The organism is Bradyrhizobium sp. A5 (genome assembly GCF_042076515.1).
Taxonomy (GTDB): Bacteria; Pseudomonadota; Alphaproteobacteria; order Rhizobiales; family Xanthobacteraceae; genus Bradyrhizobium; species Bradyrhizobium cosmicum.
Genome location: NZ_CP148990.1, coordinates 909,749 through 926,534 on the forward strand (window position 1 = coordinate 909,749; position 16,786 = coordinate 926,534).

Genomic DNA, 16,786 nt, shown 5'->3' on the forward strand with positions numbered 1-16,786 from the left:
GCTGAGCGTTCGCGGCGACATTCTGTACGAATGGGCGCGAGGCAGTCTCGCGACAGCGACAGGAGCGCAGAAATGACGTTCATTGCAATCGAAGCAGAGGCGATGCGCGAGCTATCCGCGATCGAGCTCGACGGCGTCGTCGGGGGCGCGGCTCCGCGGGGAGGCTACGGCCATGTTTACGATGTGCCGCCGCCGCCACGCGTCGTGAATGCGCCCGTATTGGGTGGCGGCGGCCCGACGAACCTGCCGCACTTGCACGCATTCTGAGGCAAACAGATCTCGGCAAGGCGGGTAGGGCGTGCGATGGGTTTTCGCTGCGCTCTACCCATCCTGCGAGGTGTCACTAGAGTCGCTTGATCGCGACGACCTCGCTGCCGGCCGCCCTGATCCGCGCAAGCGCCGGCTCGATCGGCTCGATCGCCGTTGCCATATGATGCGCGTTGGCGTGGACCATGGTGCCGCCGTCGCGGACGATCGCGACATGGCCCTTCCAGAAGATCAGATCGCCACGCCGCAAGCTGTTGCGCTCGTGCGGCTCCAGTGCGCGGCCGAGCCCTGCCTGCTGCATGTCGCTGTCGCGGGGACAGCCGATGCCTGCGGCGGTCAGCGATACCTGCACCAGGCCCGAGCAATCGATGCCCAGACTGCTTTTGCCGCCCCAGAGATAGGGCGTGCCGACCAAGCGCTCGGCGACGGCGACGAAGTCCGGCTCGCGATGATCGAGCGGCGCAAGATGCGTTCTCGGCAGAAAGGCGCCGTTGGGCGTCACGGCGAAAATGCCGTCCTCGCGCGCCACCGCGATCCTGGAGCCAAGCACCAGCGCATCGGCCGGCGGCAGCTTGATCGAAGGTCCGGGGAAGGCAAATGTCCGTAGCGCACTGACGACGTGGGTCGGGGCGGCCGTTGGCCTCATGAGCGCCGCATCCGGCAGCCAGCCGACATAGCCATCGCCGTTGAGCTGGCCCCAGGCCCAGCCCTCGCCGTTGCGATCATAGACCGTGACGCGCTCGCCGCGCAGCGCCTGCGTCATCAGCATAGCGCTCGAGGACGGCTGCTCGCGCACCGGCGCGATCGGATCGACCACCTCGAACTCCTCGCCGGTGACGAAGCGGTCCGCTTTCACCTTGCCTTCGAGGTATTTCGCGGCGAGGTCGCCGCGCGCCGGCGCCAGCCTTGCATCGATTCTTGGATCAATTCCTGGATCATGCATAGCGCTCACCCAGCAATGCGTAGATGGCACGCGCGGCCTGGCATTCGCCGCCTTCGGGCCGCGCTGGCTTCGCCGAAGGCGTCCAGCCGTAGATGTCGACATGCAACCAGCTTTTGGCCTGCTCGACGAAGCGTTGCAGGAACAGCGCGCAAACGATCGAGCCGGCAAAGCCGCCGGACGGCGCGTTGGTGATGGTGGCGGTCTTGGAATCCAGCCACGCATCGTAAGCCGGCCACAACGGCATGCGCCACAACGGATCGTTCTCCTTCACCGCGTAGCGCGCGACGTCGGCAGCAAGCGTCTCATCATTGGTGTAAAAGGGCGGTAAATCCGGCCCCAGCGCAACGCGTGCGGCGCCCGTCAATGTGCCGAGGTCGATCAGGAGGTCCGGCTTGTCCTCGTCGGCCAGCGCCAGCGCGTCGGCGAGCACGAGCCGGCCTTCCGCGTCGGTGTTGCCGATCTCCACCGTGATGCCCTTGCGCGAGGTGAAGATGTCGAGCGGGCGGAAGGCGTTGCCCGCGACCGCGTTCTCGACCGCAGGAATCAGCACGCGCAGCCGCACCTTCAGCTTGGCGTCCATCACCATGCGCGCCAGCGCCAGCACGTTGGCGGCGCCGCCCATGTCCTTCTTCATGATCAGCATGCCGCCCGACGGCTTCAGGTCGAGCCCGCCGGTATCGAAGCAGACGCCCTTGCCGACCAGCGTCACCTTGGGGTGAGCCGGATCGCCCCAACCGATGTCGATCAGCCGCGGCGCGCGGTCGGAGGCCATGCCGACGGCGTGGATCAGCGGAAAGTTCTTCTCCAAATCGTCGCCGATGGTGCAGGCGAAGCTTGCGCCGAATTCGGCCGCGAGGTCCTGCGCGGCTGCAGCCAGTTCCGCTGGCCCCATGTCGTTGGACGGCGTGTTGATGAGATCACGCGCCAGCATCGCGGCATCCGCGACGCGATCGATCTCGGCCGCGTCGACGCCATCAGGCGGCACCAGCCGGACGTCGGGCCTGTCAGCCTTGCGGTAGCGCGCGAACCGGTAGCACCCCAGTGCAAAAGCGAGCGCCGCCAGCCGTGCATCGTGCGGTGCATTGGCAAAGCGGTAAATGCCCGGCGGCAGCAGGCCGGACAGCGCGCCCGGCCGGAACAGGTCACGCGACCTGGCGTCGTCGTCCTCGAGGCCGAACAGGATTTGCGCAATCGCGCCGTCGGGCGCTGGCAGCGCAAGATAGCCGCCCGGCTTGGCGGTGAAGGCGCTGGCGGTGGCGAACTGGCACTGCGCCGGCGGCAGTGTCTCGCGCAACGCATCCCAACTCGACCTGGTGACGAAGGTGATCGGGATGGCGGCGGACGACGTCTCGAAGACGGAAGGCATTGGCGGGTCCAAACACAGGTCATACGAACGGACGAGACTTCGCAGAGTTTTGCCGCGGCCGCAATCGGCATTGCTGTCACCATGCGGCGAGCCGCTACTCGCGGCAAGGCGGCCATGCTAGGTTCCGACAACGGTTGCCGGATCTATGGAAAATTGTGCAGGAGACCGCCGACGACCGAAGACGGAGCCTGCCGGGAGGCAACGCAATGGAATTTGTGTGGAGCGTGGTCACATTCATCGGCCAGGCCGTCGAGGCGATTTTCGGCTATGTCGAGCATCACCATTGGATATTCGCATTCCTTGCCGGCGGTTACGTCTTCTATCTCCACGACCGCTCCGTCCACGCGCGGTTCGACGCGCTCGACAAGCGCGTCGACGAAATCCGCAAGCGGCTTGCCATCGAGTATTGATCGAGCGAGACGATACCATTGCCGGGCGATCTCGTATTCCTTGCTTGAGAACTGCCGTTCACGAGAGCGCGGCCGCAGGGCTTTACTAGCGCTACGGTTGTGGCATTATCGGCAAATATTATAGATTGTGCCGCGCCGTTCTGCACGTCGAGCGCAAGGACGCTGCGGCAAACGGTCGATATCCACCTCAGTCGATAGCAGCCTGAACTCGTTCATCTAAGGCATTTCTCTCAATCGTTTGGGCGACGCAGCATTCGCAATGAGCGGCGCAAAATGGATAGATCGTTCGTCATTGCGCAGATCTCCGACCTGCATCTGGACGGGTCAGGCCGGCTGCTTGCGGCGATCGAGGCGCTCAGCGCCGAGATCGGCCAGAGGATGGCGGCCTTTGCCGATGCTCCCGACCGCATTCTGCTGATCACGGGCGATCTCGTGGACGACCCGACGCCCCGCGCGCTCGACGAAGCGCTCGCCGTCATCGCGTCCTTCCGGCAGACCGGCCTGTTCACTGACATCCAGGCGATTGCCGGCAATCATGACATCAAGCGGCCCAACCAGCGCGCAGGCCTCCACGATGCCTATGACTACCTGCATCTGCCGCGGACCTCGAAGAGTGTCTACTACCGCCAGGCCGGCCTCGATATGGTGCTGCTGGATTCCAACCGGGCGAGCCTGACGACGCTCGCGAGCGGCAATGTCGACGAGAACATCTACCAGGCGATGGTTGCGGATTCCGCGCGGCTGAGCGTCGAGCTCGCAGGCAGCATGGGTTCGGCCGGACGTGCCGATTTTGCCGAGCCGGCGGAAAACCTGGTGCGCGTGCTCGCGATGCACCATCATCCGTTGCCGCAGGCGACCGGAGAAGGAAAGCGGTTTCTCGGTGTGCCCGACGAGCCGCTGATGTATCTGGCAGCGCCCGCGACCTTCCTCGAAGCGGCAACCTCGCTCAACGTCAATCTGGTCCTGCACGGACACCGGCATGTCGAGGGATTGACCCGCTATTCGATCCCCGATCCGCGCGCGACATGGAGCAAGAGCAGTGAAGTGTTCTGGCGCACGATCTATGTCCTGTCCTGCCCGTCCTCGACCGGGCAGGCCGGTGACGATGCCGGTTTCAACATCATCCATTTTGGTCCATCGTCTCATGCCGGCCGCACCGAGCATCGGTTCGCGATCACCCGCTACTCGCGGTCGCGCAACGATGGCGCCTTCAGACCGCTCGACTCGAACCTGCCGGACGGCGTCATCAGGCTGCCGGCAGGACGGGATTTTTCCCGTGATCCGGCCGTCCAGTCGGCGATCGAGATCGGCTCATGCACAGCGCTGAAGCGGGATCAGGTCGCAACATTCGCCCGCCGGCTCTTGAGCCGCCGCGCCTTCTATGCCGACGGCGAGGTGGACTGGGCGAGCGCGCTCCACGTCTATCTCGTCACCTCACAGGCCTGGGGTGATCTCGAGGGCAAGGCCGCGAGGTCCGCACGCAAGCACGACGTCGCGGCGCTTGCCACGGCGAAACTGCTGCTGCGCCGATTGATCGAACTCTCCGCTGACGTGCTCGGTATCGATCGTGTTCAGCTCGACGAGCTTAGTACGAAGCGTCTGCTTAATCGCGACGACCTCCGGCGCGAATGGTCGGGCGCACCGCGCGCGGGAATCGACGTCGCAGAGCAGGTGCGGCGAAGGCTGCAATTGCTGCGGGATCTGGACGGGTATGTGAGAGCGATCGGCCCGGACCTTGGCCTTGGAGGCGACCCGCCGCCGCAGACGCCGCCGTGAAAGAACAAAATATACTGCGTTAACCGGCCGTTAGGGTTAACAGTCTATTGCTGGCGCGTTCGGCTCGATCAATCGGCTCGAGAGTCAAAGCGTCATGCGTCAACGGTTCAGTCTTGCCCGGCTTCTCGCGTCCACCTCGCTGGTCGCGGTGGTGGCCATGGGCCTCGGCGGCTGCACGGCCATGTCGAAACTCTCCGATGTCACGGGCTCTGTCGGCCCGCGGGCGGAGGCCGCTCCGACCGATCCCGCGCGCGCCGTCGAAACCTATGGCGAGCGCTATCGTGCCAATCCCAAGGACGCCGACGCGGCGCTCGGCTACGGCCAGGCATTGCGCGCCAACGGCCAGCGCGCCCAGGCAGCCGCTGTGCTCGAGCAGGCGACCATCGCCAATCCCGGCAACAAGGCGCTGCTCGCCCAATACGGCCGCGCGCTGGCCGACAACGGTAATTTTCAGCAGGCTTTCGACGTGCTGTCGAAGGCGCACTCGCCCGACAATCCGGACTGGCGCCTGCTCTCGGTGCAGGGCACCGCGCTCGATCAGATGGGGCGTCACGAGGAGGCACGTTCCTATTATGCGAGCGCGCTGAGAATCGCACCGGGTGATCCCGGCGTGCTCTCCAATGTCGGCCTGTCCTACATGCTGTCGAAGGATCTACCAAAGGCGGAGGAGGCGCTGCGGCAGGCCTACGCGTCGCCCCGCGCCAGTAGCCGGGTGCGGCAGAATCTCGGTCTCGTCGTCGGCCTCCAGGGCCGCTTCGCCGAAGCCGAGACCATCGTGAAGGCCGACCTGCCGCCCGACCAGGCCGCGGCCAATGTCGCCTACCTCAAGGACATGCTGAGCCGCAACGACGCCCCGCGCGGTGCGCCGAAGCGGACTCCGGTCGCCTCGCTCAGCCAGCCCGACTGATCATCTGATCTTCCACGCTGGAGACCGCCTGCGGACCGCGCGCGGTCCGCGCCCGCTTCAGTGCAGTTCGGATATCTTGATACCGGTCGGTCCGAGAATGACGACGAACAGCACTGGGAGGAAGAACAGGATCATCGGCACGGTCAGCTTCGGCGGCAGCGCTGCGGCCTTCTTCTCGGCCTCGTTCATGCGCATGTCGCGGTTTTCCTGCGCCATGACGCGCAGGGAATGGCCGAGCGGGGTGCCGTAACGTTCCGCCTGCTGGAGCGCCAGGCAGACCGACTTGACGCCCTCGAGCCCGGTTCGCCGCGCCAAGTTCTCATAGGCGACCTTGCGATCCTGCAGATAGGACAGCTCGGCCGTGGTCAGGGTGAACTCCTCCGACAGCGCGATCGACTGGCCGACGATTTCGGTGGCGACTTTCCGGAACGCCATTTCAACCGACATGCCGGATTCGATACAGATCAGCAGCAGATCGAGCGCGTCGGGAAAGGCGCGCTTGATCGAGAGTTGGCGCTTGGAGATCGCATTCCTGAGGAACAGCATCGGCGCCTGGAGGCCGAGATAGGCCGCGCCGACGCAGATGCCGATCTTGACCGGCATCGGCTTATCCATGTGTGCGATCAGGAACACGTAGACGACCGCGCCGACGAACAGCACGATCGGAGCCACCATGCGGGCAAACAGGAAGGTGACATAGGGCGCATGGCCTCGATAGCCCGCCATGATGAGCTTGTCCCGCGCAGCCTCCTGCGCGAGCCATTTGGTGAGGTTGAAGTCCTCGACCACCCTCGAGACGAGCTGTTTCGGCGTCTGGCGCAGCGTGACCTTCTCGTTCTTGTTGAGGCGTTCGCGCTCGCGCTGCCGGATTCGCTCACGCTCGCTCGCCACCGCCTTCATGCGCTTCGAAAGACCTTCGCCGGCGAACAGCGGCATCACCAGTGTATAGACGGTCGCGCTGGCGGCGATGGCCGCAAGCAGCATGGTCATGAAGTGGACGTCGTGCAGCTTCGTGACGAGTAGGTCGACCATACGGCACCATCAGAAATCGAAGTTGATCATCTTCTTCATCACCAGGATGCCGATCGACATCCAGACGACGCAGGCGACCAGCATCAGCTGGCCGGTGGGATGAGTCCACAGCAGCGAGATGTATTGCGGCGTCGAGAGATAGACGAGGAACATGACGATCGGCGGCAGCGAGCCGATGATGCCGGCCGAGGCCTTGGCCTCCATCGACATCGCCTGGATCTTCTCTTTCATCTTCTTGCGGTCGCGCAGCACCTTGGAGAGGTTGCCGAGCGCTTCGGAGAGGTTGCCGCCCGACTTCTGCTGAATCGACACCACGATACCGAAGAAATTGGCTTCCGGCAGCGGCATGCGATCATAGAGCCGCGTGCAGGCCTCGCCGAGCGGCATGCCGATCGCCTGCGTCTCGATAATCTGGAGGAATTCGCTGCGCAGCGGTTCCGGCGCATCGGCCGCGACGACTTTGATCGATTCGAACAGCGGCAGGCCAGCCTTGATGCCGCGGACGATGACATCGACCGCATCTGGCAGCGCCTTCAGGAACTTCGCTTCGCGTCGATTCTTCAGATAACCCAGCGCCCAGCGCGGCAGGCCGAAGCCGCCAGCGAAGGCGAGGCCGGCGGCACCGAGCAGGCCGCCTCCGCCCAGTAGAACGCCCGCGAAAAACGCACCCGCCACGACAGCGGACACGATCCAGAATTTCTGCGGTGTCCAGTCGAGGCCTGCCTGTGACAGGCGGACGCTGAGTGGCACGCTCTTTTCCTGCTGGCGCCGCGCCTCGAGATCCTTGAGCGAGGTCTCGACCTGCTCGCGGCGCGATCGCTGACTCTTTTCAGCCTGCTTGGCCGCAGGCGCGTCGGCGCGCGCGATCGACGCACGGCGGCCTTCCGCCTTCCGCTCACCGGACAGGAGCGGATAGAGGAATACCCAGGCGATGCCGCCGACGGCAGCGGTGGCGAGGAAGGCGAGGGCGAGGACCTGCATGTTCATGGCTGCGCCGATCCCATCATGTCGTCGGCGCGACTTCAGCCGCGTCGAGCGCTGCGGCAAGGCGTTTTTCGTCGCCGTAATAGCGGGCGCGCTCCCAGAACTTCGGGCGTCCGATGCCGGTCGAGCGATGCCGGCCGATGATCTTGCCGTTGGCGTCCTCTCCGACCATGTCGTAGAGGAAGATGTCCTGGGTGATGATGGTGTCGCCTTCCATGCCCATCACCTCGGTGATGTGGGTGATGCGGCGCGAGCCGTCGCGCAGGCGTGCGGCCTGGACGATGACGTCGATCGAGGCGCAGATCATCTCGCGAATGGTGCGCGACGGAAGGGAAAACCCACCCATCGTGATCATGGATTCGCAGCGCGAAAGGGCCTCGCGCGGGTTGTTGGCGTGCAGCGTGCCCATCGAGCCGTCATGGCCCGTGTTCATGGCCTGGAGCAGGTCGAACGCCTCGGGTCCGCGGACCTCGCCGACGATGATGCGTTCGGGGCGCATACGCAGGCAGTTGCGTACCAGCTCGCGCATGGTGACCTGTCCCTCACCCTCGATGTTGGGCGGTCGGGTTTCCAGCCGCACCACGTGGGGCTGCTGGAGCTGGAGCTCGGCGGCGTCCTCGCATGTGATGACGCGTTCGTCGTGCTCGATATAGTTGGTCAGGCAGTTGAGCAGTGTGGTCTTGCCCGAGCCGGTACCGCCGGAGATCAACACGTTGCAGCGGACGCGGCCGATGATCTGGAGGATCTCGGCGCCCTCCGGCGAGATCGCGCCGAACTTGACCAGCTGATCGAGCGTCAGCTTGTCCTTCTTGAATTTTCGAATGGTGAGCGTGGGCCCGTCAATCGACAGCGGCGGCACGATGGCGTTGACGCGGGAGCCGTCGGCGAGGCGCGCGTCGCAGATCGGCGAGGATTCGTCGACGCGCCGGCCGACCTGGCTGACGATGCGCTGGCAGATGTTGAGGAGCTGCTGGTTGTCGCGGAAGCGGATGCCGGTGCGCTGGATCTTGCCGGCGACTTCGATGTAGACGGTGTTGGCGCCGTTGACCATGATGTCGGCGATGTCGTCGCGCGACAGCAGGGGTTCGAGCGGACCGTAGCCGAGAACGTCGTTGCAGATGTCGTCGAGCAGCTCTTCCTGCTCGGCGATCGACATCACGATGTTCTTGATCGCGATGATCTCGTTGACGATGTCGCGGATTTCCTCGCGCGCGGATTCGGAGTCCAGTTTGGCGAGCTGGGCGAGGTCGATGGCCTCGATCAGCGCGCCGAAGATGGTTGCCTTGACCTCGTAGTAATTGTCCGAGCGGCGGGATTCCATGGACGGCGCAGGCTTTGCCGGGGCGAGCGGCGGCGAGGCGATGGCCGGTGGGGGCGGCGCGCGCGACACCGCGGGCGCCGGAGCCTGGACAGGCTCTGGCGACACGGCGCCGGGCTTGGGAGCCCGAGTATCGGTGTCTGTTCCGCTACGCTTACCGAACACTTAACAACTCCATGCGGCGGCTTATCTTCCCCGCAACTTGTCAATCAGGGGTGAAAGCAGGGACGACTTTTGCTTCTTCGTCTCGCTGCGGCCGGTCAGGCGCTGGGCGATCTGAAGGAACATCTCGATCGATTTGTGGTTGGCCGAGATCTCCGCGATCATCTGGCCGTTGTTGGCCGCGGAGCCGAATATCTGCGGCTCGAACGGGATCGAGACGACCGGCTGGCTCTCGATCGCCTTGGCGAACTCCGCGGCGGCGATTTCGGGCCGTTTCGGGACGCCGACCTGGTTCAGGCAGTAGAGCGGCGGCCGGTCGTTGGGCCGCGAGGCCTTCAGGAGGTCGAACAGGTTCTTGGTGTTGCGCAAATTGGCTAGGTCGGGCGCGGCCACGATCAGGATGTCGTCCGCCCCGATCAGGGCGCGCTTGGTCCAGCCCGACCATTGGTGCGGAACATCGAGCACAATGCAGGGCATGGTGGAACGCAACGTGTCGAACACGGCGTCGAAGGCGTCGGTGCCGAAATCATACACCCGGTCGAGCGTCGCGGGCGCCGCCAACAGGCTGAGATGATCGGTGCATTTCGACAGCAGGCGGTCAATGAAGGCGGTATCGACCCGATCCGGCGAGAACACGGCGTCCGCAATACCTTGCGGCGGGTCCTGGTTGTAGTCGAGCCCAGCGGTGCCGAAGGCAAGGTCGAGATCCGCAACGACCGCGTCCATCGCGAGATCGCGCGCGATCGCCCAGGCGACGTTGTGGGAGATGGTGGACGCGCCGACGCCGCCCTTGGCGCCGACCACTGCGATGATACGGCCGACTGCCTTGGCTTCCGGCGCCGAGAACAGGTTGCAGATCGAGCGTACGACGTCGATCGCGCCGACTGGCGCGAGCACATAGTCGCTGACGCCGCGGCGCACCAGCTCGCGATAGAGCGTGACGTCGTTGATGCGGCCGATCACGACCACGCGGGTGCCGGCGTCGCAGACCGTGGCGAGATGGTCGAGCCCGCCCAAAAGGTCGTTGCGGCCATCGCTCTCGAGTACGATCACATTCGGCGTGGGAGCCGAGCGGTAGGCTTCGATCGCGGCCGCCATGCCGCCCATCTGGATCTTCAGATGGGCCTTGCCGAGGCGGCGGTCCTCGCCGGCCGACTGCACTGCGGCTGCTGTTTCCACTGTCTCGCAGAAGGCCTGGACCGACACGCGCGGCGCGGGCGCAATATGCTCCTCGACCGGGGGAGGCGCATCCGGCTGCTCTTCTTGAGTCTGGCGAGCGTAGCTGATCATTTGCCGGTATCGCTGAGTTTGGCCTTGTCGGCTTCAGGATAGGTGGTCGCCGTCGTCATTCCCCTGCGATACTTCTCGAAGGTCGTGGTGCGACGCGCCGTGTAGGACGGAGTTTCAGGCCGCGGCTGCTCGAGGTCCGACGGATTGTCGACCATCGCAGCGAGGTTGCGCTGCGAGGCGCAGCCGTAATTGTAGTAGTCCTTGTTCTCGAACCAGCTCTTGTTCTTCATCGAGGGGCCGATGTCCTCCGGCCAAAGTCCACAGGGACCCGCGACCGCGGCGATCTTGGAATAGGTGAGCCGGATCGGTGGCAGGAAACGCTTGTCTTCCGGCTGGTAGGGGCGAACGCTGACGCCGCGCGGTGGAACACCTGCCGCCGCCAGCATCGCCTGGATTTCGCGCATCGTGTCTGCGACCGGACGCGCGTTGGGCGTGCCCGATGGCGCGTCGATACGGATGGCGCCGGTACCCTCGTGCAACCAGGCCGATGCGACGCCCATCACGTCAGCGCGCTGGGCCGCGGTCAGCCCGCCGCGGGCGTGGCCGACGAAGACGACGATCGAGCGGTTCTGCTCCTCGATCGCGATCGGGTGACGCTGCTTGTAGTCGTCGGGAATCGAGGCGGTGGTCACCTCGTCGTGCTGGCAGCCGCCGAGTGCAAGCGCGATACCGACAAGCACGCCACCGAAGCCGATGGCGCGTTTGCGAATCTGGGGTGGTCTTGTGATCATAACTTGGTCCCCGTTCCGCATCAGTCGGTGATGAAGCCGTATGTGCCGCGGTAGTTCTTGGCTGACTCGGCTTTGCCGGGCACGCCGTAGATGCGGTTGATGTTGCCGATCAGCTCGGCCTGCGGATCTGCGGGTGCGGCGAAGCCGTCATCCGGCCGCGACAGGTCCTTCGGCGCCACCGCGCGAACGACATAGGGCGTCACGATCACGACCAGCTCGGTAGTGTTGTTGACGAAGTCGCGGCTGCGGAACAGCGTGCCGAGGATCGGGAGCTGCATCAGTCCCGGCAGTCCGCTGACCGCCTGCTTGGTCTGCTGCTGGATCAGGCCGGCCATCGCCATCGCGCCGCCGGAGGGAATTTCCAGCGAGGTCTCCGCACGGCGGGTCTTGATCGAGGGCACCGTCAGCGAGTTCACCGACGTCGAGGTGACGGCCTGAGACAGCGTGATCGCATTCTCGTTCGACAGCTCCGAGACCTCGGTCATCACGCGCAGGCTGATCTTGCCCTCGCTCAGCACCACGGGGGTGAAGTTGAGCGAGATACCGAACTTCTTGAAGCTGATCTGGGTGGTACAGACATGCGTCGTGGGATCGCACGAATAGCCTGCCGGGACCGGGAATTCACCGCCGGCGAGGAATGTCGCCGACTCGCCCGAGATCGCGGTCAGGTTCGGCTCGGCCAGCGTCCGGATCACGCCTGCGGTTTCCATCGCGCGCAGGGTCGCCTGCACCGACGGCGTCGCGCCGAACTTCGTAGTCAGTGAGTTACCATCCACCAGGTTCTTGCCGAGAGCCGTGAAGGGGTTCGAGTTGGTGAAGCTCACCACCGACGTGCCGTAGTTCAGGTTCGCGGTGAGGTCGATGCCGAGCTGCTTGACCACGGTGCGCGCAACCTCGGCGACCGTCACCTTCAGCATGACCTGGTCGCGGCCGCGGACCACGATCGAATTCACCACCTTGTCGATGCCGCCGGTGAGGCGCACGGCGAGATCGTTGGCCTGCTGTGCTTCCAGCGGATTCGCCGCCGTGCCGGTCAGGACGACGCCGTCGCCGAGCCCGTCGATCTGGATGTCGGAGTTGGGCAGGACCTGCTTCAGCGCGGCCCGAAGGCCGTTGAGGTCGCGCTTGACCGCGATGTCATAGGCCGCGATCTGCTGGCCGGCGGAGTCGAAGAACACGATGTTGGTCTGACCGACCGAGGCGCCGATGATGTAGGCGCGCTGCGATGACCGGACCACCGCATTGGCGATCTTGGGATCGGCGACAAGCACGTCCTTGATGTCGCGCGGCAGGTCGATCACGATCGACTTGCCGACGCCGAGCGAGAGGAAGCGCGCGTTCATCTGGCCGTCGGCGGCCGCGACCTGCGCAACGGGGCGGTAGTCGGCGGCGGCCAACGGGGTGAGCGTCAGCGCGAAGACGGCCGAAAACGACAGGGCGCGGACCACGGAGGTCCGCATCGTTGCCAAATCTGCCCCGCATTTCATATCGACAGTCCTCATTGTGCCTTCGCCGTCGAGCTTGAGATTCCGTAGCGAATGATGGAAACGCTATCGCGCTTCCGCGCGGAGTCATCGAGCGTGATCTCGCTCATCATGACGTCGACGATGCTGCGCAGCGCCAGCGACAGCGTGCCGCTCTGCCGGGCCGCGGATAGCGTCGCGGTCTGGGCGGGATTGAGCTCGAGGGTGACGGTCTTGCCGATCACCGCGTTCTGGCCGTCCTTCTCCTTCGGCGCCTGGTCGATCGCCAGCACGCGGACATTGGCCAGGATGATCTCGGACGTCACGATGTCCTGGGCGGCGGCGCTCTGGTCGGGATTCTTGAGGCGGCGTGTCAGAAGCACGTCGACGCGATCGTTCGGCAGGATGAAGCCGCCGGCGCCGGTCTCCGGCGAGATTTCGGTCGAGATGGCGCGCATGCCAGTCGGCAGGATCGCGGCCATGAAGCCGGAGCCCTCGGCCTTGACCAGCTTCTGGTCGCGGATCGGTTCACCCTGGATGAAGGGGGCGCGCGCAATCGAGCCGGTGACCTGGGTCACGCCCTCGGGACGCTCGTTGCGGCGGATGAAGGTGGCGCTGGCGGTCGCAGCCGGCCAAGTCTGCCATTGCACGTCTTCCGGCTTCACGGTCTGGCCGAGGCCGATGTCGTTCTTGGCCACCAGGACGTCGACGGTCGGAAGCTGCGCGACCGGAGCCGCCGGTGGCGGCGCAGTGTCCGAGCCGCTCGCCAGGTACGCGGCGGCACCGCCGGCGCAGATGGCGACCGCCAGGACGACAATGCGTGCCCTATTCATACGCTTCACTTTCCAACAAAACGCCGCGACGCTGACGCCGCCGTAATCGGCAGTTGACCAGCTATTCGTCAAAGCATGGTTAATGAGGCGTATCTAAATCGCCTTAACGCCGGGTTTACCCGGTGTGTTCAGCGCAGTGCGAGATGGGCGAGGTCGATCGCCTTCACCCATTCGGTCTCCGGGTAGACCATCAGCGCGCCAAGCGTGAGCGCGATGCCATAGGGAATCCCGCTCTCCTTGGCGTGCAGCCGTGCAAGCCAAGCCTGGCCCGCGAGTCCGTAAGGCAGCGGCCATTGCCGGAACTGGAGCAGGAGCAGCGTCAGCGCTCCGCCGAACAGCGAAGCGTAGAGCAGGAAATCCATCAATTGTGCGAAGCCGAACCAGAGCGCAACGGAAGCTGCGATCTTGGCGTCCCCGCCGCCCATCCAGCCCATCGCAAAGCAGGTGAAGGCCACGGCCAGGAGCAACGCGCCGGCGCCGACATGGGTCAGCATCTCGTAAGGTGCCATGCCACCGGCAAGAGCGAGCACGAAGAAGCCGGCGACCAGCGCCAGCGACACGCGGTTCGAGATGGTCATCGTGAAGAGATCGCTGGCGGCGGCGAATGCCATCAAGGCCGGGAAGAGCAGAAGGCGCGCAAGGTCGAGGATCATGGGCTGCGTCTTGAGCCTGGGTTCGTCGCGGGATCGAAGCGTCGCCGCATGCTAGCCGGCAGTGCTAAACAAACCGAAAACGGAGGCCGCGGCTTTGAGTCCGGGAAGCCGCCGATGGCCCGCTCACCACACGCTGGCAATGCGCAACGCGATGGCGGCCATCGCAACCAGCAGCGCGAGGCAAACCCAATAGGCCGGCGTCTCGGTCGACGCCGTCTCGCTGGCCGCAACCGCGGCATCGGTTCTGTACTTGCGCAACGCCACTGGAACTCGCCGTACTCAAAAAAACAAAGGCCCCGGAGATCCGGGGCTTTTGCCATCGTCGGTCGGTCGCTTACTTCAGCGAAGAGCTGATCGAGCCGAACTTGGTGTTCAGCGAGGTGCCGAGACTGTTGACGACTGTGATGATGGCCAGCGCGATGCCGGCGGCGATCAGGCCGTATTCGATGGCGGTGGCGCCGGATTCATCCTTCGCGAAACGTGCAATCAGGTTCTTCATGAACTAAACTCCATCGGGGGTTGGATCGCCTCGTTCGGCGCTGTGATTGACGCGATGACCATGTGAGCCGAGCTCTTTCGGTAGAGTTAATTCGATCGCGCAAACCCGTTTCCTGCCCGATGCTTTTGCCCAGAGTGAATTTCGCCTTAAGGCGGTTGTTGAATTTCGTTCGGGCTCCAAATGCAGCGCAATCGCGGCCGACTTCACCCTCCCTTAAATTTCGCGGAGTAGGCCTAGGCGGGATCAGGATCCGGAAGAGAGGCGACGATGTCGAGCTTACCCATGCAGGTCGCCCTGATGCTCGGCGAGACCATCGAGAAGGTGATCCCCGTCACCTTCGTGCTTGCGGCGGTCTTCACCGTGCTCGAGCATTTCTGGGCGTGCAATCCCGGCGCGCCGTGGTGGCGCAAGCGCGAGATCATCACCGATATCTGCTACTGGTTCTTCGTTCCGGTGTTCGCCCGCACCATGCGGATCGGCCTCCTGATCGTCGGTGCCGGCGCCGTCTTCAACATCCACGATGCCGACGAACTCATCGCCTTCTACGACAATGGCCATGGCCCGCTGGCGCAATTGCCACTGTGGCTGCAGGCCATCCTGTTCGTGGTGCTGTCTGATTTCATGCTGTACTGGCTGCATCGGCTGTTCCACGGCGGCGGGTTCTGGAAGTACCACGCCATCCATCATTCGTCGGAAGAGATCGGATGGATCTCCGCGGCCCGTTTCCATCCCGTCAATCTCATGCTCGGGACGATCAGCGTCGACGTCGTGTTGCTGATGGCCGGCGTTTCCCCCAACGTCATGATCTGGGTCGGCCCGTTCACCACCTTCCATTCGGCCTTCGTGCACGCCAACCTGAACTGGACCTTCGGGCCGTTCAAATATGTGCTGGCGACGCCGGTGTTCCACCGCTGGCACCACACAGGGCTCGAAGTGGGCGGCGACACCAATTTCGCCGGGACGTTCCCGATCTGGGATGTGCTGTTCGGCACCTTCCGGATGCCGATGGGCGAACTGCCGAAGGATTACGGCAAGGACGAAGCGACCATGCCGAAGGAGATCGCCGGCCAGCTCGCCTATCCGTTCCGCCAGTAGCCGGCCTCCTGAGGCAGCAAAACGCCAGTCCGTTCAAACAATAGTCGGCGAATTTGCGGAACGTTCACGAATTAAGGGCAGGTTAGCCGGGTCGGGCACCGGCTCCGCTGTATCTGGTCGCTTCTGCCGGTTTGTGACGTCCCGGGGGTAAGAGTATGCGTAAAGAGTTGCTGCGCCGCCATGCGCGCGTTTGTCTTCTGGTTGCGGCCGCGGTGCTGGCATTGCCGGCTGCCGGCCTTGCCGAGCCCACTGCCGACACCATCGCCGTCAATGTCGACCAGGCCAAGCTGGTCCGGCTCCCCGGCAAGGTGGCGACCATCGTGGTCGGCAATCCCCTCATCGCCGACGTCACGCTCCAGCCTGGCGGCATGATCGTCGTGACCGGGAAGGGCTACGGTGCCACCAACTTCATCGCGCTCGACCGGGGCGGCGAGATCCTGGTCGACCGCCAGATCCAGGTCGAAGGTCCGAGCGACCGGCTCGTCACCGTCTACCGCGGGATCGAGCGCGAGTCCTATAGCTGCATGCCGGTCTGCCAGCGCCGCGTGACGCTGGGTGACAGCGACACCTATTTCAACAACACGATGAGCCAAGCCGGTTCGCTGAGCAGCAGTGCCAGCGGCGGTGCCGGCGCGGGCGCCAAACCCAACTAGACTAAGCAGGGCCAGTTGGCGGGTTGGCCCGGACAGGATCGTCTGATCCTGTAGAGCGCGCAGGCTTCCTTCGGACATGAAAAAAAGGCCGTGCATTTTGCACGGCCTTTTCCTTTGGCTCGTTCGCCAGAACCGATACGGGCCGAAGGCCCGCAGGCTCAACCTGCGGCGCGGAGGTTGTCCGCTGCCGACTTGCCGGAACGGCGGTCGGCCACGATCTCGTAGGAGATCTTCTGGCCTTCGCGCAGCGAGCCGAGGCCGGCGCGCTCGACGGCGCTGATGTGTACGAAAACGTCTTGGCCGCCGTCGTCGGGCTGGATGAAGCCGAAGCCCTTGGTCGCGTTAAACCACTTCACGGTTCCCATGCTCATGGGGTAGTCCCTTCTCAGATCACACAATGTCAA

At 64.5% G+C, this 16,786-nt stretch carries 19 protein-coding genes; 6 read left to right on the plus strand and 13 right to left on the minus strand.

Translation table 11 applies throughout. From position 1 onward, the window contains the following. Positions 1-72 precede the first annotated feature (72 nt). Positions 73-267 carry a hypothetical protein gene (locus WHZ77_RS04190; protein ID WP_014439616.1) on the plus strand — a complete coding sequence of 65 codons (195 nt, stop codon included), beginning with the start codon at positions 73-75 and terminating at the stop codon, positions 265-267. Between the two features lie 76 nt (positions 268-343). Here the strand turns inward: WHZ77_RS04190 and WHZ77_RS04195 are convergent, their stop codons facing one another. Beyond that, on the minus strand, positions 344-1,210 hold the full coding sequence (locus tag WHZ77_RS04195) for a C40 family peptidase (RefSeq protein WP_375312531.1): 867 nt from the start codon (positions 1,208-1,210) through the stop codon (positions 344-346). Further along, positions 1,203-2,576 (minus strand): M17 family metallopeptidase, encoded by a 1,374-nt coding sequence (locus WHZ77_RS04200; RefSeq protein ID WP_375312532.1) that lies wholly within the window; start codon positions 2,574-2,576, stop codon positions 1,203-1,205. Before WHZ77_RS04200 ends, WHZ77_RS04195 begins: the two co-directional genes overlap by 8 nt. 206 nt (positions 2,577-2,782) lie before the next feature. Here WHZ77_RS04200 and WHZ77_RS04205 point away from each other — a divergent pair, with 206 nt between their 5' ends. The 3 genes from WHZ77_RS04205 (at position 2,783) to WHZ77_RS04215 (ending at position 5,669) form a co-directional block, all read left to right on the plus strand. Next, positions 2,783-2,986, plus strand: a complete 204-nt coding sequence (locus tag WHZ77_RS04205) for a hypothetical protein (protein WP_183247077.1) — start codon at positions 2,783-2,785, stop codon at positions 2,984-2,986. A gap of 273 nt (positions 2,987-3,259) precedes the next feature. Next, the gene (locus WHZ77_RS04210) at positions 3,260-4,762 is read left to right on the plus strand and encodes a metallophosphoesterase family protein (RefSeq protein WP_375312533.1); all 1,503 of its coding nucleotides are present in this window, start codon (positions 3,260-3,262) and stop codon (positions 4,760-4,762) included. Between the two features lie 94 nt (positions 4,763-4,856). Beyond that, complete coding sequence (locus tag WHZ77_RS04215) at positions 4,857-5,669, plus strand: tetratricopeptide repeat protein (RefSeq protein ID WP_375312534.1); 813 nt, start codon at positions 4,857-4,859, stop codon at positions 5,667-5,669. A gap of 57 nt (positions 5,670-5,726) precedes the next feature. On the opposite strand, the gene WHZ77_RS04220 is transcribed toward WHZ77_RS04215, so the two are convergent. The 10 genes from WHZ77_RS04220 to WHZ77_RS04265 all read right to left on the minus strand — a co-directional run bounded on the left by WHZ77_RS04220 (position 5,727) and on the right by WHZ77_RS04265 (position 14,634). After that, positions 5,727-6,701: a type II secretion system F family protein gene (locus tag WHZ77_RS04220; RefSeq protein WP_375312535.1), complete on the minus strand. Its 975-nt coding sequence runs from the start codon at positions 6,699-6,701 to the stop codon at positions 5,727-5,729. A 9-nt stretch (positions 6,702-6,710) separates the two neighbouring features. After that, on the minus strand, positions 6,711-7,688 hold the full coding sequence (locus WHZ77_RS04225) for a type II secretion system F family protein (protein WP_375312536.1): 978 nt from the start codon (positions 7,686-7,688) through the stop codon (positions 6,711-6,713). A 16-nt stretch (positions 7,689-7,704) separates the two neighbouring features. Further along, complete coding sequence (locus WHZ77_RS04230) at positions 7,705-9,168, minus strand: CpaF family protein (RefSeq protein ID WP_375312537.1); 1,464 nt, start codon at positions 9,166-9,168, stop codon at positions 7,705-7,707. A 21-nt stretch (positions 9,169-9,189) separates the two neighbouring features. Then, positions 9,190-10,455: a CpaE family protein gene (locus WHZ77_RS04235; RefSeq protein ID WP_375312538.1), complete on the minus strand. Its 1,266-nt coding sequence runs from the start codon at positions 10,453-10,455 to the stop codon at positions 9,190-9,192. Continuing rightward, positions 10,452-11,186, minus strand: a complete 735-nt coding sequence (locus WHZ77_RS04240) for a CpaD family pilus assembly protein (protein WP_375312539.1) — start codon at positions 11,184-11,186, stop codon at positions 10,452-10,454. Before WHZ77_RS04240 ends, WHZ77_RS04235 begins: the two co-directional genes overlap by 4 nt. 20 nt (positions 11,187-11,206) lie before the next feature. Then, complete coding sequence (locus WHZ77_RS04245; protein WP_375314655.1) at positions 11,207-12,673, minus strand: type II and III secretion system protein family protein; 1,467 nt, start codon at positions 12,671-12,673, stop codon at positions 11,207-11,209. A gap of 11 nt (positions 12,674-12,684) precedes the next feature. After that, positions 12,685-13,482, minus strand: a complete 798-nt coding sequence (gene cpaB / locus WHZ77_RS04250; RefSeq protein WP_375312540.1) for a Flp pilus assembly protein CpaB — start codon at positions 13,480-13,482, stop codon at positions 12,685-12,687. A gap of 128 nt (positions 13,483-13,610) precedes the next feature. After that, positions 13,611-14,135, minus strand: a complete 525-nt coding sequence (locus WHZ77_RS04255; protein WP_375312541.1) for a prepilin peptidase — start codon at positions 14,133-14,135, stop codon at positions 13,611-13,613. A 123-nt stretch (positions 14,136-14,258) separates the two neighbouring features. After that, a complete protein-coding gene (locus WHZ77_RS04260; protein ID WP_375314885.1) occupies positions 14,259-14,393 on the minus strand; it encodes a hypothetical protein in 135 nt (44 codons plus the stop codon). A 76-nt stretch (positions 14,394-14,469) separates the two neighbouring features. Further along, entirely contained in the window at positions 14,470-14,634 is a 165-nt protein-coding gene (locus tag WHZ77_RS04265; protein WP_375312542.1) for a Flp family type IVb pilin, read from the minus strand. Between the two features lie 267 nt (positions 14,635-14,901). On the opposite strand from WHZ77_RS04265, the gene WHZ77_RS04270 reads away from it, so the two are divergent. Together WHZ77_RS04270 and WHZ77_RS04275 are read left to right on the plus strand one after the other, a co-directional pair. Further along, positions 14,902-15,729, plus strand: a complete 828-nt coding sequence (locus WHZ77_RS04270) for a sterol desaturase family protein (RefSeq protein ID WP_375312543.1) — start codon at positions 14,902-14,904, stop codon at positions 15,727-15,729. 155 nt (positions 15,730-15,884) lie between these two features. Next, entirely contained in the window at positions 15,885-16,382 is a 498-nt protein-coding gene (locus WHZ77_RS04275) for a pilus assembly protein N-terminal domain-containing protein (RefSeq protein ID WP_375312544.1), read from the plus strand. Between the two features lie 158 nt (positions 16,383-16,540). On the opposite strand, the gene WHZ77_RS04280 is transcribed toward WHZ77_RS04275, so the two are convergent. Next, a complete protein-coding gene (locus WHZ77_RS04280; protein ID WP_014439634.1) occupies positions 16,541-16,753 on the minus strand; it encodes a cold-shock protein in 213 nt (70 codons plus the stop codon). Positions 16,754-16,786: the final 33 nt, after the last annotated feature.